The sequence below is a fragment of the Desulfitobacterium sp. genome (assembly GCF_035539115.1).
Taxonomy (GTDB): domain Bacteria; phylum Bacillota; class Desulfitobacteriia; order Desulfitobacteriales; family Desulfitobacteriaceae; genus Desulfitobacterium_A.
Map to the genome: position 1 here is coordinate 1 of NZ_DATLJA010000001.1, position 12,878 is coordinate 12,878.

Genomic DNA, 12,878 nt, shown 5'->3' on the forward strand with positions numbered 1-12,878 from the left:
CCCGGCTTTCGCCGAGCTTTGCGATATAGAAGACTTGGTCAGCGCCAAAGCGGTGGCCTTAGTCGCCTTATCCTGCCGAACTTAACCGCATTCATCGTAGGAAAGCGAAAACCGCTGGTTGCACTTATGCTATCTGCCAAAAATTTATACTTTCTGTTAGTATGAGAAAGAAGGAATGACTGGCGTAAAATCCGCCAGTCATTCCTTCTTTCTTTTAGCTAAAATATAGGTCATAAATTAAGTCACATTTCCCAAACGAAATCTCTTGACGCGAGTTTATTGGCGTGAACGTATAGTGTTGCTAACTTTGAATTATAGGTTCTTCCTCCACAAAGGAGAAGGGTTAGACCCTTCTCCTTTGTGATTTCTTACGCCAACTTCTCCAGAAATACTCCATAAGGGAATATAGCTATGAAGCTATTACTAGTTATTTTCCTCGTGTTCCACGACCTCTTTTAGATCTTGTACAACGGTCGCCAAATAATCCAGCTTCTTTTCAAATTTAACCAACAGATACACGGAGACGGCTATTGGGAAGCCAAAGTTACCCAGTAGTGTAAACAAAGTTGTGTTTCCATCAACTGGCATAGGTATTCCCTCCCATCTATTTACCTAAATTCAAACTCAATGAAATTTAATAGCAACCACCCCCTTCTATAAATAGAATAGAAATCATCCTTAATGAGGAAGTGAAAACACTTCCCTTATGGAGACAAAAAACTGCCTCAATTAAGGGCAGCAAGAAATAAGAAATACATACTGCAGCCAGGCTGTCATCGTACCTTATGGCACCTTAGACCCTAACGGCTTTGCGTCCCCAACTTTCGATGGGTTTGCCCTTGATTACACTTATGCAGTTAAGAAGTGGTCGTTCGAAGCTAAAAAGTAAACGTTTTAATGGAAGCTATATCACGAGAATGTCCATCAATGGTTTTACCTCGAAACCCAGTGCTAGAGCACCCATGACAACTAGTCCCACCACTAAGAACTTTTTCATTTAACATCCCACCTTTCAATACCATAATATACCATATCCACAAATCGAATAGCTATCAAAATCATGTCGAAGCTTGCGAGACGTTTCCTGTACATACTTGTTTCAAGGTAATTCATCATTAAGCCCTTTTCCAGAGCGCCATTTTACCGATTTTTTACGAGTAACCAAATATTTTATGGCAATTAAAACCTCCTGCAGCAGGTTATTCCCATTTAATGTCAAACTACTTAATACTAAGTGTAAGGGGGCAGGAACAATGGATCAACGTTTCAAGCTGCTTTGCCAAAGTCAACATATTAGCTTGTCTGAACTCGCCCGACGCTCTATGATCACTCCAGGATATTTATCAAAGATACTAAACGGTAAGACACCGAACGTTAGTCTAGGCATTTTAGCCAGGATTTCTGAGCAACTTGCCCTTTCTCTTGACGAACTCCTAAGGATAATTAAAGATAAAGACTATTTACCCGAGGGATACCTTCTTTCCTCAAACCCTGAGCATCAGCCTGAATCCTTTAAGGAAGCTGTTCAAATGGCCCTTGATGCCATAGAACGCAATGATCATGAAAGTTTCGAAACTTTGACTGAGAGAATCCGACATCTTACTTCTCCCTTGCAAGTGAATTACGAGAATTGGTTTGAAGGTATTCATCTCGCCTATAATAACGATTATAATGCAGCCCTCGATAAGTTTTTGCAAGCTCAACGCTTTAAAGCACATTCTATTATCGAAAGACGTCTCAAAGCAAAGATTCTCTTCGGGATTGCAAGTATGTACCTAGGTAAAGGTGATTACAAAAAAGCTCTGTTAAATATGCGAAAAAGTTTAATAACCTGGGATGTAGGCGTACATGTTGGGGCCATTTACCTAAATATGGGGACCCTTAACCGGAGAAATAGGGATTACATATCTGCAGAACTTTGTTATCGCTCTGCTCTATTGATCTCTGTCGATTATATTCAACTTCTGGCCTATGCCGGGCTCGGCCAACTGTATATGGATCAGAAAAAATCTCCCGAGGCACGCGCAGTTTTATTACAAGGATACGGCATCGCCAGAAAAACCCCTGAAGATCAAGGAAAAGGAGAATTATTCTGCAACCTCGGCAAGTACTATAACGAGAGCGGCCTTCCCGAAAAGGCAATTCGAGTTTTAAAGCGAGGCCTTGTCTATACCACAACTTCTTCGTCCAAACGGACAAGACTTTATCTCTTGATTGAACTCCTAGATGCTTATAATGCTCTTGGTCAATCAGTAGGAATAGCACCTATCCTTCAAAAATTACAAACTGAAAGTAGTAACAACGGCGACATTCTTCTGATTAGCAATTCGCTCTTAATCCAAGCAAAGACCCATCTGCGGGAGGGTCATCCCCCCCAGGCCTTACCCCTCTTAAATCAATGCTACCGGTTACTTTCTCCAGTATCTCCTACTCAGGAACTCATGACCTGCTGTAATCTATTATCTGAATGCTATTTCCAACAGAAGGACCCTTTTCAGGCAGATTTCTTTATTAGAGAATCAAAAAGACTTCGAAAAGTATTGAAGATCAATTAAGGAATATAAGAATAGGTTCGTCTCCTATAGCATATTCATACTATAGGAGGGTGAAAAATATGGCTGAACAAAAATGCCCAAAATGCAATTCGAAAAATGGCTTTGAAATCGTCCCATTACTTGGCTGTGAAGGAATCGAAGCCGTGCAATGTAAGAGTTGCGGTACTCCGTTAACTCTTTTAAACACTCAAATACTCCGCGCGATTGATGCTCTCCTTCTAATATCTACACACTTAGAAAAGGGCAACTGATGCATAAAGCAATCAGTTGTCCTCATTTTATTCTTTATTCATTTTCTTCATTCCGCTCATTTCTTATTTCCTTCCCACAATACGGACAAATCCATTCCGGATTATCATAAGATGAATAGGAAATTTGCAAACAGTGCGGACACAATTTTTGGATCAACACTTTTCCCTCCTCTCGATAATCGCACAAAGGCATTCCTTAAGTAAGGAGTGCTGGATTTTACTGTATGCCACCGCACCTCTCTAGTGACCGGAAAGAAATTACAGATCATTGCTTCACATGAGTTGTTTCTTATACCTTTGTAACCGTGTTTATTATACTGTAGTATAGCCCAAACATCAACCAGTTATTTCCATTTTCGATCTCCTTCTTTCTTCCCTCTTTAAGCTTTTTCAACAAAGTCCACGGTTTAAACTCTCAACCTATGCATATTCGCCATTATCTATTCTCATGTCTAGTTTATTCCGTCCTAAGAAATAATTTATGATCTTTTCACTTCCCCAGAGAATACCTGCTTGTACAAAACTCAGTACCCCTCGCATTAGATTAATCTATACCTGGACTCCCAGTTTAGGCTAACTCAATTTGACCTTCTTATAATTTTTTGTATACTTTTTATATAGTTAATAAAAAAGCCAGGCTGCATTATTTAGCAACCTGGCTTTTAACTGGTTCATTAGACGAGTTCAATGAGTACGAGTTCTGCTGCATCTCCGCGGCGGAAGCCGGTTTTCATGATCCGGGTGTAGCCGCCTTGGCGATCACTATACTTCGGAGCTATAGTTTCGAATAATTTCGTTACTACATCTTCTTCCATCAGATAAGCCATAGCATTACGACGAGCGGCGAGATCTCCTTGCTTACCAAGCGTAATCATTTTCTCGGCAATAGCATTGAGTTCTTTGGCGCGAGCTTCAGTCGTTTCAATACGCTCGTGTTTAAACAGAGAAGTTGCGAGATTACGAAGCATGGCCCGACGATGGCCCATATTTCTTCTCAACTTACGGTAAGCCAATGATGTTCCCCTCCTTTTAACCGAATTAGTCCTCGACTTCGCGGAACCCTAAGCCGAGCTCTTTTAACTTGAATTCCACTTCTTCCAAGGACTTACGGCCCAAGTTGCGAACCTTGATCATGTCCTCTTCCGTTTTCAGGGTAAGTTCTTCCACCGAGTTGATTCCAGCCCGTTTCAGACAGTTATAAGAGCGAACCGAAAGGTCGAGCTCTTCAATCGTCATCTCTAGAATCTTATCTTTACCTTCTTCTTCTTTCTCGACCATAATCTCAACATCGTTGAGCTTATCGGTGAGACCAATGAAAAGAAGAAGATGTTCGCTTAAGATCTTTGCTGCCAGGCTAGTCGCTTCTTCAGGTGAGATACTTCCGTTCGACCAGACCTCTAAGACAAGTTTATCATAGTCTGTGACCATGCCGACTCGCGTGTCTTCAACGGAATAATTCACTTTGTAGATCGGAGCGAAAATAGAATCAATAGGGATAACACCAATCGCTTGTTCCGGCTTCTTGTTTTTGTCAGCCGAAACGTAACCACGACCTCTTTCGGCCGTCATCTCTATATAGAGACGGGCATCCTTATCCAGAGTAGCGATCTTCAAGTCAGGATTCAGTACTTCGATATCCGCATCCGTGATAATATCCGCAGCACGAATGACGCCTTCACCCTTAGCTTCCAAACGTAAAATCTTCATTTCGTCCGTATAGCCTTTTAAGGCTAAGCTTTTAAGGTTAAGGATAATATCAGTTACATCTTCAAGAACTCCTGGTACCGTGGAGAATTCATGAAGAACACCTTCAATTTTTATTGCAGTCACGGCCGTACCTGGAAGAGAAGATAAGAGAATTCGCCGTAAGGAATTCCCTAAAGTAATTCCATATCCCCTCTCCAGAGGTTCGACTACAAATTTCGCATAGGTGTTATCATCAGAACGTTCAACGCATTCAATTTTGGGCTTCTCGATTTCTAACATCGGAATGCACCTTCTTTCTCGGGAACTTGATATCAATCTATCCTACTCTAAAAATTAACGGGAATATTTCTCAACAATGAGGTGTTCTTGGATAGGTAATTGAATATCTTCTCGAGAAGGCAGTGCTGCGACTGTTCCGGCAACAGCATTTGCATCGATGCTCAGCCATTTCGGAGGCGTACGGTCGAGATTCGTAATAATTTCCTTGATCCTTGGGGAAGTCTTGCTGGCTTCTTTAAAAGCAACAACATCACCTTGGCGCACAAGGAAGGAAGGAATATCGACTCGACGACCATTGACCGTGAAGTGTCCATGACGAACGAGTTGACGAGCTTCCGGACGAGAAGTTGCGAATCCAAGTTGGAAGACAACATTATCTAGACGACGCTCTAGGAGACGAAGAAGGTTCTCACCAGTCATCCCTTTTTGGCGAGCAGCCTCGTCAAAATAATTACGGAATTGTTTTTCAGCAACGCCATAGACACGGCGTACTTTTTGTTTTTCACGCAACTGAATGCCATACTCGGTTGGCTTCTTACCGCGACTTTGGCCGTGTTGACCAGGAGCGTAGGCACGACGATCAATCGCGCATTTTCCAGTATAACAACGATCACCTTTGAGGAAAAGTTTCATCCCTTCCCGTCGGCATAAACGACAAACGGGACCAGTATATCTTGCCATGTTGACACCTCCTTCTTATACTCTTCTACGTTTCGGAGGCCGACAACCGTTATGCGGAATCGGCGTCACGTCTTTAATCAGGTTTACTTCGAGTCCTGCAGATTGGAGAGCGCGGATTGCAGACTCACGGCCAGAACCCGGTCCTTTGACAAAGCACTCCACTTCTTTCATGCCATGTTCCATTGCAGTCTTTGCCGCAGTTTCTGCAGCCATTTGCGCTGCATAAGGCGTGCTTTTACGGGAACCTTTGAAACCAAGCGAACCAGCGCTAGACCAGGATATAGCATTCCCTTGTGTATCGGTAATGGTTACCATGGTATTGTTAAACGTAGATCTGATATGCGCTATGCCGCTATCAATGTTTTTCCGTTCGCGGCGTTTAGTGCGAACAACTTTTCGGGCCATCTTGGTGATCCCCCCTTAATTATTTTTTGCGCCTTGCGCCAACCGTCTTGATCGGGCCTTTGCGAGTGCGTGCATTTGTCTTTGTGCGTTGTCCACGAACAGGAAGTCCACGACGATGACGTAATCCACGATAGCAGCCAATTTCCATCAGACGCTTAATATTGAGGGAAACATCCCGACGCAGGTCACCTTCAACCTTAAATTCTTTATCAATGACCTCCCGGAGGCGGCTTACTTCCTCTTCGGATAAGTCACGAATACGAGTATCCGGATTCACGCCGGTTTTTGCAAGAATCTTATGAGATGTCGGTAGACCAATTCCGAAGATATAGGTCAGACCGATTTCTACACGTTTCTCACGCGGCAAATCAACTCCAGCAATACGTGCCATCTATACTTTACACCCCCAAATTACAGTTTTATTTTCAAAACCAACCCATAATATATAACCAATCATCAACAGCAAACCTTTGCAAAAGCGCTCTTCAGGCGCCCTCCTCTACATTGGATTAGATTCCAATCAGCCGCGCAAAAGAAGGTCAGTTGAATTAGCCTTGCCTTTGTTTGTGTTTCGGGTTTTCGCAGATGACCATGACTTTGCCATGGCGTTTTATGACCTTACATTTCTCACAAATTGCTTTGACAGAAGGCTTTACTTTCACCGTAATCTCCTCCCTTTGGACCTTTACTTAAACCTGTAGACAATTCTTCCACGAGATAGGTCATAGGGAGATAGCTCCACCGTGACCCGATCTCCTGGGAGGATTTTAATGAAATTCATTCGGATCTTCCCGGAGACATGCGCTAATACTTTGTGCCCATTGGCTAACTCTACTTGAAACATAGCATTAGGCAGTGGCTCCAAGACTTTCCCTTCAACTTCAATGACGTCCTCTTTCGACATGATAACCCTCCTCTGGCACTCAATCGGGTGTCTTAACTCCGAGTCATTATCTCAGGACCATTTTCCGTAATGGCTACAGTGTGTTCGAAATGGGCAGAAGCTTTGCCATCCTTCGTCACAACAGTCCAGTGGTTCTGGAGTGTCTTCACTTCATACGTTCCCAGGTTGACCATTGGTTCAATAGCCAAGCACATCCCGATGTCGAGTCGAGGCCCCCTTCCGGGTTTCCCGTAATTGGGGATCTGCGGTTCTTCATGCATTTCTCTACCAATTCCATGTCCGACATAGTCGCGAACAACAGAAAAACCATTAGCCTCAACATGAGTTTGAATCGCATGGGAAATTTCATAGAGTCGATTTTCTTTGACTGCTTGTTGAATTCCAAGCATCAATGACTCTTGCGTTACTTGCAATAACTTTTGCAATTCTGTAGAGATTTCCCCTACCGCCAAAGTAATGGCAGAATCACCAACGTATCCTTCATAGGTAGCTCCACAATCAATACTGATAATATCTCCAGATTGTAATACCGTTAAACCTGGGAACCCATGTACAACCTGTTCATTGACTGAAGCACAGATGGAATACGGAAAACCATTGTAGCCCTTGAAGGAAGGAACAGCACCGCATTTACGGATATAATCCTCAGCAATACGATCCAACTCTTGGGTGGTGATCCCCGGGCGGACCGATTCACGCATCAGTGCCAAGGTATCCCCCGTGATTTTTCCTGCTTTCCGCATGTGTTCTATTTGAGTCTTGTTTTTTAGTTCTATCATTGCTTTACTCCAAAGCAGCCAGAATATCTTCCAGCACTTTGCTGATGTCCTGGTCACCGTTAATCTCTTTGAGTATTCCCTGTCCCTGATAATATTCAATCAGGGGCTGGGTTTGAATCTGATACACACTGAGGCGGTTCTTCGCCGTTTCTAACGTGTCATCACTGCGTTGGTATAATTCCCCTCCGCACTTGTCGCATACGCGTTCAACATTTGGAGGATTAAAGACCATGTGATAGGTCGCACCGCATTGCCGACAAATCCGTCGTCCCGTAAGACGCTCGAGAAGTTTGGCTTCGTCCACTTCGATGTTTAAGACTCCATCTAACTTCATCTGAAGATCAACAAGAATTTTATCCAAGGCATCAGCCTGGGCGATCGTGCGTGGAAACCCGTCAAGCAGGAATCCCTGGGCACAATCTGCTTTAGCTAATCTCTCAGCAACGATCCCAATCGTCACTTCATCGGGTACAAGGGAGCCGGCATCCATATATTCTTTTGCCTTCAACCCAAGAGTTGTTCCGTCCTTAATTGCAGCACGGAACATATCGCCCGTCGATATATGAGGAATCTGAAACTTGTCAATGAGGCCCTCAGCCTGCGTTCCTTTGCCCGCTCCGGGTGGGCCCATGAGTATTGCTCTCATTTGTTTGCCCCCCTTACTTCATAAACCCTTGATAATGTCGTTGCATCAGTAGGGATTCCATTTGTTTCATGGTTTCCAAGGCAACACTAACGACAATCAAGAGGGAAGTACCACCAATAGAAATGTTTTTTATGCCCGTCAAGCCAATGATAAGGCTCGGAATAACAGCGATCAAGGCGAGAAACAATCCCCCAGCTAGTGTCAAACGGCTCAAAATCTTCGACAGATAGTCCGAAGTAGCTCGGCCCGGACGTAGTCCAGGAATAAATCCGCCATATTTTTTGATGTTATCCGCCACATCTACTGGATTGAAGGTAACTGCGGTGTAGAAGTACGTAAAGAAAATAATCAACACCGCATAGACGATGAGGTAAGGTATCGAATCCACCGTCCCGTTCATCGTAAACCAACGATTGACAAATTGCGCATAACTTGATGTGGCTGGCATCCAGGTCGCAATTGTACTTGGGAAAGCGAGAAGGGAAATAGCAAAGATGATCGGGATTACCCCGGCCTGGTTAACTTTGAGCGGAATAAATGATGCTTGACCGCCGTAAACACGGCGACCGACCACTCGCTTAGCATATTGTACTTTAATTTTACGTTGTCCTTCTTGGATAAAGACAACTCCGGCAATAATAGCCGCCCCAATCACAATCAATCCAATAACCGAGGGAGCACCGATCTCACCTACGTTGAGGAGTCCCCAGATGTATTTGAAACCATCTGGAACACGAGCCACGATTCCTGCAAAGATGATGAGGGAAATGCCATTGCCGATTCCTTTCTCAGTAATCCGCTCCCCAATCCACATCAAAAAGGCCGTTCCTGCTGTGAGGATAAGCGTTACTAATAGATAGATCGGCCATTTTAAACTCGCACTCGGGACTAACAGTGCTGCCCTAAGACCATAGGTTAATCCAAAGCCTTGAACTAGCGCTAGGATAACAGTTCCATATCGGGTGTACTGGGTAATCTTTTTCTGACCATACTGCCCTTCCTTTGCTAAGCGCTCCAAGGAAGGAATAACGATCGTCAAAAGCTGAAGGATAATCGAAGTCGTAATATAGGGCGTAATACTCAAGGCAAAAACTGTAAACCGCTTAAAGGATCCCCCGGAAAACGTATCCAAGAAATCAAAAATGCTTCCCGTCCCAATCATATTTGAAAGTACAGTATGGTCAATGAAAGGAATCGGGATATGCGCCCCAATCCGAAAGATGAGGAACATGAGTAAGGTGAATCCGATTTTATTCCTGATCTCGGCTACCTTCCAGGCATTCTTCAGGGAATCGACAATCATCTTAGTCCACCTCTACTTTTCCGCCAGCAGCAACAATCTTTTCTGCCGCGGCGGGACTAACCTTGTCAACCTTGACGGTCAGTGCCTTGGTAATTTCTCCTGTTCCTAAAATCTTGACACCATCTTTAATGGTTTTAATAAGTCCCAATTCGAAGAGGCTTTCATAATTAACAACCGCGTTATTATCAAAACGCTCCAAGTCGCGTACATTGAGGATAACATACTCTTTCTTGAAGATATTGGTAAAACCACGTTTTGGCATCCTGCGGGCTAGAGGTATTTGACCGCCTTCAAATCCTGGACGAACGCCACCGCCCGAACGGGCATTTTGACCTTTGTGTCCTCTACCGGCAGTTTTACCGGTGCCGGATCCAATTCCACGACCCAGACGCTTCGTAGCGTGAGTCGCGCCTTTGGCAGGTTTCAGTTCATGCAATTTCATGCTCGTCAACACCCCCTTTTATTCTGCAAGATTTTCCACCGCAACTAAATGTGCGCACTTACGGATCATTCCTTGAATACACGGGTTGTTCTCATGCACTTTACTCGAGTTCATTTTTCCTAAACCCAAGCTTTGCAGCACTTTACGTTGTGCTTCGGAATATCCGATTGGACTTTTTACGAGTGTTACTTTTACTTTCACAGCCAACCCCCCTAACCCAGAATTTCTTCTACGGTTTTACCGCGGAGTTTGGCGACCTCTTCTGCTTGTTTCAGAGATTTTAAGGCAACCATCGTGGCATTGACCATATTGTGTGGATTTGCCGATCCTAAGGATTTCGTAAGAATATCGCGTACTCCGGCAACTTCGAGTACGGAACGTACTGCGCCACCAGCGATAACTCCGGTACCTTTTGATGCTGGTTTCAGAAGGACTGATCCAGCGCCAAAGTTTCCGATAATCGCGTGCGGGATTGTGGTTCCCTTAAGTGGGACGGAAATCAAGTTCTTTTTCGCATCTTCGATTCCTTTACGAATCGCTTCTGGTACTTCTCCAGCTTTGCCGAGTCCAGCACCAATCATGCCCTGACCATCTCCGACAACGACCAAAGCGCTGAAGCTGAACCGACGTCCCCCTTTGACAACCTTTGATACGCGGGCAATATGAACGACTTTCTCAGTTAACTCTAATTTACTCGCATCGATTTTCGCCAATGATTTTCCCTCCTTTACCCTGTCTTAGAAGTTCAAGCCAGCTTCCCGTGCTGCTCCAGCTAAAGCTGAAATCCGTCCATGATAGAGATTTCCTCCACGATCAAAAACCACAGTGGAAACTCCTTTTTCAATCGCTCGCTTAGCCACAAGTTCACCGACTTTAGATGCGCCTTCGATGTTACCTCCAGCTACGCCAGCTGTTTTAAACTCAGGATCAAGAGAGGATGCGGCAGCTAAAGTGACACCGAGATCATCATTGATCACTTGAGCATAAATATGATTGAGGCTCCGGAAAATAGCTAAACGTGGACGTTCGGCAGTACCAAACATGCTTTTCCGGACACGCTTATGTTTTTTCAGACGGATTTGTTTACGATCTACGCTTGTAATCAAGGAAACTCACTCCTTTCATTTATGCAAGAGATTTTGCCCTTGCCTTAAGGCTTACTTCTTCGTAGCGCCCTTTTTAGCCCCGGTTTTACCGACCTTACGACGAATGATTTCCCCTTCATACTTGATCCCTTTGCCTTTATAAGGCTCGGGTGGGCGTTCTGAACGGACGATAGCCGCAAAAGCTCCGACAAGTTCCTTATCCATCCCTTTGATCAGGATCTTGTTAGGGGCAGGAACTTCAAACTCTAATCCTTCAAAAGGAACCAACTCGACTGGATGGGATTTACCCACGGACAGTGCGAGTTTATTTCCTTGTTTGCTTGCACGATAGCCAACACCGACCATCTCAAGGCCTTTGCTGAACCCAGTAGTCACTCCTTCAACCATGTTGGCGACTAAGGTACGGGTTAAGCCATGTAAGGACCGACTTAGCGGTTCATCATCCGGCCGAGTCACTATAACTTCTTGATTTTCGATTGCAATGTTGATTCGCGGATGCATTTCCCTCGTTAAGGTACCCTTAGGTCCTTTAACGGTGACAACATTGCCCTCTAGCTTGACGTCAACGCCACTGGGAATCGTAATGGGCTTTTTGCCAATTCTGGACATTCTCTGCACCTCCGTAGTGTATCGTTACCAAATGTAGCAGAGCACTTCTCCGCCAAGCCCATTTTGACGAGCCCGTTTATCCGTCATGATACCTTGGGAAGTGGAGATAATCGCCACACCAAGGCCACCTAGGACCTTCGGAACTTCATCTTTCTTCGCATAAACGCGGAGTCCTGGACGACTAATGCGTTTCAGGCCGGTAATCACGCGTTCACGGTTTGGGCCGTATTTCAGATACAAGCGAAGTAGTCCTTGCTTGTTATCTGCAATGTATTCAAAATCTTTAATGAAACCCTCTTCTTTAAGGATTTCAGCAAGCGTTTTCTTGACGTTGGAAGCAGGTACTTCAATCTTATCATGATAGACCATCCCTGCATTACGAATACGGGTCAAGAAATCTGCAATCGGATCTGACATTGCCACTAGAGTCTTCCCCCTTTCTTACTGCGGTTTACCAGCTCGCCTTTTTGACTCCCGGTAGTTCACCTTTATGGGCTAACTCACGGAAACAAATTCGACATAATCCGAACTTCCGGATATATGCATGGGGACGCCCGCAGATTTTGCAACGGTTATGGAAGCGAACGGCATATTTCTGTTCGCGCAGGTTACGAACGATCATTGATGTTTTAGCCACGCTCTTGAACCCTCCTTTTTACTTCTCGTGGTACGGCATGCCTAGCATACCGAGCAATTCGTGGGCTTCCTCATCGGATTTTGCCGTAGTGACGAAAACGATATCCATTCCCCGTAGCTTATCGATTTGATCATACTCGATTTCCGGGAAAATGAGTTGTTCTTTGATTCCGAGGGTATAATTACCGCGTCCATCAAAAGCTTTACCCGATACGCCGCGAAAATCACGAACCCGGGGTAAGGCCACATTCATCAGGCGATCAACGAACTCATACATCCGTTCTCCACGTAGGGTTACTTTTGTACCGATCGGCATGCCTGCACGAAGTTTAAAAGCTGCAATTGATTTCTTAGCGCGAGTAACAATCGGCTTTTGACCCGTAATTTTCATCAAGTCCCCAACTGCAGCATCAATAGCCTTTGAATTTGCAATAGCTTCCCCAACACCCATGTTAAGAACAACTTTATTGAGTTTAGGAATTTGCATGACGTTCTTATAGCTGAACTTCTGCTGAAGAGCAGGAGCAATTTCTTGAACGTACTTATCTTTCAGACGAGCCACTAAGATCCCTCCC

General features: G+C 44.5%; 22 protein-coding genes and 1 riboswitch. Of the genes, 2 read left to right on the plus strand and 20 right to left on the minus strand.

The window, feature by feature from the left end; genetic code table 11:
- Nucleotides 1–423 precede the first annotated feature (423 nt).
- Complete coding sequence (locus tag VM640_RS00005; RefSeq protein WP_325388642.1) at nucleotides 424–588, minus strand: YvrJ family protein; 165 nt, start codon at nucleotides 586–588, stop codon at nucleotides 424–426.
- 169 nt (nucleotides 589–757) lie between these two features.
- A riboswitch (cyclic di-GMP riboswitch) is annotated at nucleotides 758–848 on the minus strand.
- Between the two features lie 405 nt (nucleotides 849–1,253).
- Between VM640_RS00005 and VM640_RS00010 the strand changes: the two genes are divergently transcribed.
- Together VM640_RS00010 and VM640_RS00015 are read left to right on the plus strand one after the other, a co-directional pair.
- Nucleotides 1,254–2,555 (plus strand): helix-turn-helix domain-containing protein, encoded by a 1,302-nt coding sequence (locus tag VM640_RS00010; RefSeq protein ID WP_325388644.1) that lies wholly within the window; start codon nucleotides 1,254–1,256, stop codon nucleotides 2,553–2,555.
- A gap of 59 nt (nucleotides 2,556–2,614) precedes the next feature.
- Nucleotides 2,615–2,806, plus strand: a complete 192-nt coding sequence (locus VM640_RS00015) for a hypothetical protein (protein WP_325388646.1) — start codon at nucleotides 2,615–2,617, stop codon at nucleotides 2,804–2,806.
- Between the two features lie 34 nt (nucleotides 2,807–2,840).
- On the opposite strand, the gene VM640_RS00020 is transcribed toward VM640_RS00015, so the two are convergent.
- The 19 genes from VM640_RS00020 to rplE all read right to left on the minus strand — a co-directional run bounded on the left by VM640_RS00020 (nucleotide 2,841) and on the right by rplE (nucleotide 12,865).
- Nucleotides 2,841–2,963, minus strand: coding sequence for a hypothetical protein (locus VM640_RS00020; RefSeq protein ID WP_325388647.1), 123 nt, complete (start codon nucleotides 2,961–2,963; stop codon nucleotides 2,841–2,843).
- A 517-nt stretch (nucleotides 2,964–3,480) separates the two neighbouring features.
- The gene (rplQ, locus tag VM640_RS00025) at nucleotides 3,481–3,819 is read right to left on the minus strand and encodes a 50S ribosomal protein L17 (protein ID WP_325388649.1); all 339 of its coding nucleotides are present in this window, start codon (nucleotides 3,817–3,819) and stop codon (nucleotides 3,481–3,483) included.
- Nucleotides 3,820–3,844: 25 nt separating this feature from the next.
- Nucleotides 3,845–4,792 (minus strand): DNA-directed RNA polymerase subunit alpha, encoded by a 948-nt coding sequence (locus VM640_RS00030; RefSeq protein ID WP_325388651.1) that lies wholly within the window; start codon nucleotides 4,790–4,792, stop codon nucleotides 3,845–3,847.
- 54 nt (nucleotides 4,793–4,846) lie between these two features.
- Complete coding sequence (rpsD, locus tag VM640_RS00035; protein ID WP_325388653.1) at nucleotides 4,847–5,473, minus strand: 30S ribosomal protein S4; 627 nt, start codon at nucleotides 5,471–5,473, stop codon at nucleotides 4,847–4,849.
- 15 nt (nucleotides 5,474–5,488) lie between these two features.
- Nucleotides 5,489–5,878 (minus strand): 30S ribosomal protein S11, encoded by a 390-nt coding sequence (gene rpsK / locus VM640_RS00040; RefSeq protein ID WP_325388655.1) that lies wholly within the window; start codon nucleotides 5,876–5,878, stop codon nucleotides 5,489–5,491.
- 19 nt (nucleotides 5,879–5,897) lie between these two features.
- Entirely contained in the window at nucleotides 5,898–6,269 is a 372-nt protein-coding gene (gene rpsM, locus VM640_RS00045; protein WP_325388657.1) for a 30S ribosomal protein S13, read from the minus strand.
- Nucleotides 6,270–6,426: 157 nt separating this feature from the next.
- Nucleotides 6,427–6,540, minus strand: coding sequence for a 50S ribosomal protein L36 (gene rpmJ, locus VM640_RS00050; RefSeq protein ID WP_325388659.1), 114 nt, complete (start codon nucleotides 6,538–6,540; stop codon nucleotides 6,427–6,429).
- A 23-nt stretch (nucleotides 6,541–6,563) separates the two neighbouring features.
- Entirely contained in the window at nucleotides 6,564–6,782 is a 219-nt protein-coding gene (gene infA / locus VM640_RS00055; protein ID WP_325388661.1) for a translation initiation factor IF-1, read from the minus strand.
- Between the two features lie 32 nt (nucleotides 6,783–6,814).
- On the minus strand, nucleotides 6,815–7,561 hold the full coding sequence (gene map / locus VM640_RS00060; protein ID WP_325388663.1) for a type I methionyl aminopeptidase: 747 nt from the start codon (nucleotides 7,559–7,561) through the stop codon (nucleotides 6,815–6,817).
- A gap of 4 nt (nucleotides 7,562–7,565) precedes the next feature.
- The gene (locus VM640_RS00065) at nucleotides 7,566–8,207 is read right to left on the minus strand and encodes an adenylate kinase (protein ID WP_325388665.1); all 642 of its coding nucleotides are present in this window, start codon (nucleotides 8,205–8,207) and stop codon (nucleotides 7,566–7,568) included.
- 13 nt (nucleotides 8,208–8,220) lie between these two features.
- Entirely contained in the window at nucleotides 8,221–9,510 is a 1,290-nt protein-coding gene (secY, locus tag VM640_RS00070; protein WP_325388667.1) for a preprotein translocase subunit SecY, read from the minus strand.
- Nucleotide 9,511: 1 nt separating this feature from the next.
- Nucleotides 9,512–9,952, minus strand: coding sequence for a 50S ribosomal protein L15 (gene rplO / locus VM640_RS00075; RefSeq protein ID WP_325388774.1), 441 nt, complete (start codon nucleotides 9,950–9,952; stop codon nucleotides 9,512–9,514).
- A gap of 18 nt (nucleotides 9,953–9,970) precedes the next feature.
- Nucleotides 9,971–10,153 carry a 50S ribosomal protein L30 gene (gene rpmD, locus VM640_RS00080; protein ID WP_325388669.1) on the minus strand — a complete coding sequence of 61 codons (183 nt, stop codon included), beginning with the start codon at nucleotides 10,151–10,153 and terminating at the stop codon, nucleotides 9,971–9,973.
- 11 nt (nucleotides 10,154–10,164) lie between these two features.
- The gene (gene rpsE / locus VM640_RS00085) at nucleotides 10,165–10,665 is read right to left on the minus strand and encodes a 30S ribosomal protein S5 (RefSeq protein WP_325388671.1); all 501 of its coding nucleotides are present in this window, start codon (nucleotides 10,663–10,665) and stop codon (nucleotides 10,165–10,167) included.
- A 24-nt stretch (nucleotides 10,666–10,689) separates the two neighbouring features.
- Complete coding sequence (gene rplR, locus VM640_RS00090; RefSeq protein WP_325388673.1) at nucleotides 10,690–11,058, minus strand: 50S ribosomal protein L18; 369 nt, start codon at nucleotides 11,056–11,058, stop codon at nucleotides 10,690–10,692.
- 51 nt (nucleotides 11,059–11,109) lie between these two features.
- On the minus strand, nucleotides 11,110–11,667 hold the full coding sequence (gene rplF, locus VM640_RS00095) for a 50S ribosomal protein L6 (protein WP_325388675.1): 558 nt from the start codon (nucleotides 11,665–11,667) through the stop codon (nucleotides 11,110–11,112).
- A 24-nt stretch (nucleotides 11,668–11,691) separates the two neighbouring features.
- The gene (rpsH, locus tag VM640_RS00100) at nucleotides 11,692–12,090 is read right to left on the minus strand and encodes a 30S ribosomal protein S8 (RefSeq protein WP_325388677.1); all 399 of its coding nucleotides are present in this window, start codon (nucleotides 12,088–12,090) and stop codon (nucleotides 11,692–11,694) included.
- Between the two features lie 28 nt (nucleotides 12,091–12,118).
- A complete protein-coding gene (locus tag VM640_RS00105) occupies nucleotides 12,119–12,304 on the minus strand; it encodes a type Z 30S ribosomal protein S14 (protein ID WP_325388678.1) in 186 nt (61 codons plus the stop codon).
- Nucleotides 12,305–12,322: 18 nt separating this feature from the next.
- Nucleotides 12,323–12,865, minus strand: a complete 543-nt coding sequence (gene rplE / locus VM640_RS00110; protein ID WP_325388680.1) for a 50S ribosomal protein L5 — start codon at nucleotides 12,863–12,865, stop codon at nucleotides 12,323–12,325.
- Between the last annotated feature and the right edge of the window lie 13 nt (nucleotides 12,866–12,878).

What these genes read in the sequence shown, in the direction of transcription:
- VM640_RS00010 (WP_325388644.1), top strand. Translation starts at nt 1,254, where the DNA reads ATGGATCAACGTTTCAAGCTGCTTTGCCAAAGTCAACATATTAGCTTG.
- VM640_RS00065 (WP_325388665.1), bottom strand. Translation starts at nt 8,207, where the DNA reads ATGAGAGCAATACTCATGGGCCCACCCGGAGCGGGCAAAGGAACGCAG.
- VM640_RS00015 (WP_325388646.1), top strand. Translation starts at nt 2,615, where the DNA reads ATGGCTGAACAAAAATGCCCAAAATGCAATTCGAAAAATGGCTTTGAA.
- infA (WP_325388661.1), bottom strand. Translation starts at nt 6,782, where the DNA reads ATGTCGAAAGAGGACGTCATTGAAGTTGAAGGGAAAGTCTTGGAGCCA.
- rplO (WP_325388774.1), bottom strand. Translation starts at nt 9,952, where the DNA reads ATGAAATTGCATGAACTGAAACCTGCCAAAGGCGCGACTCACGCTACG.
- secY (WP_325388667.1), bottom strand. Translation starts at nt 9,510, where the DNA reads ATGATTGTCGATTCCCTGAAGAATGCCTGGAAGGTAGCCGAGATCAGG.
- map (WP_325388663.1), bottom strand. Translation starts at nt 7,561, where the DNA reads ATGATAGAACTAAAAAACAAGACTCAAATAGAACACATGCGGAAAGCA.
- rpsD (WP_325388653.1), bottom strand. Translation starts at nt 5,473, where the DNA reads ATGGCAAGATATACTGGTCCCGTTTGTCGTTTATGCCGACGGGAAGGG.
- VM640_RS00005 (WP_325388642.1), bottom strand. Translation starts at nt 588, where the DNA reads ATGCCAGTTGATGGAAACACAACTTTGTTTACACTACTGGGTAACTTT.
- rpsM (WP_325388657.1), bottom strand. Translation starts at nt 6,269, where the DNA reads ATGGCACGTATTGCTGGAGTTGATTTGCCGCGTGAGAAACGTGTAGAA.
- VM640_RS00030 (WP_325388651.1), bottom strand. Translation starts at nt 4,792, where the DNA reads ATGTTAGAAATCGAGAAGCCCAAAATTGAATGCGTTGAACGTTCTGAT.
- rplF (WP_325388675.1), bottom strand. Translation starts at nt 11,667, where the DNA reads ATGTCCAGAATTGGCAAAAAGCCCATTACGATTCCCAGTGGCGTTGAC.
- rpsK (WP_325388655.1), bottom strand. Translation starts at nt 5,878, where the DNA reads ATGGCCCGAAAAGTTGTTCGCACTAAACGCCGCGAACGGAAAAACATT.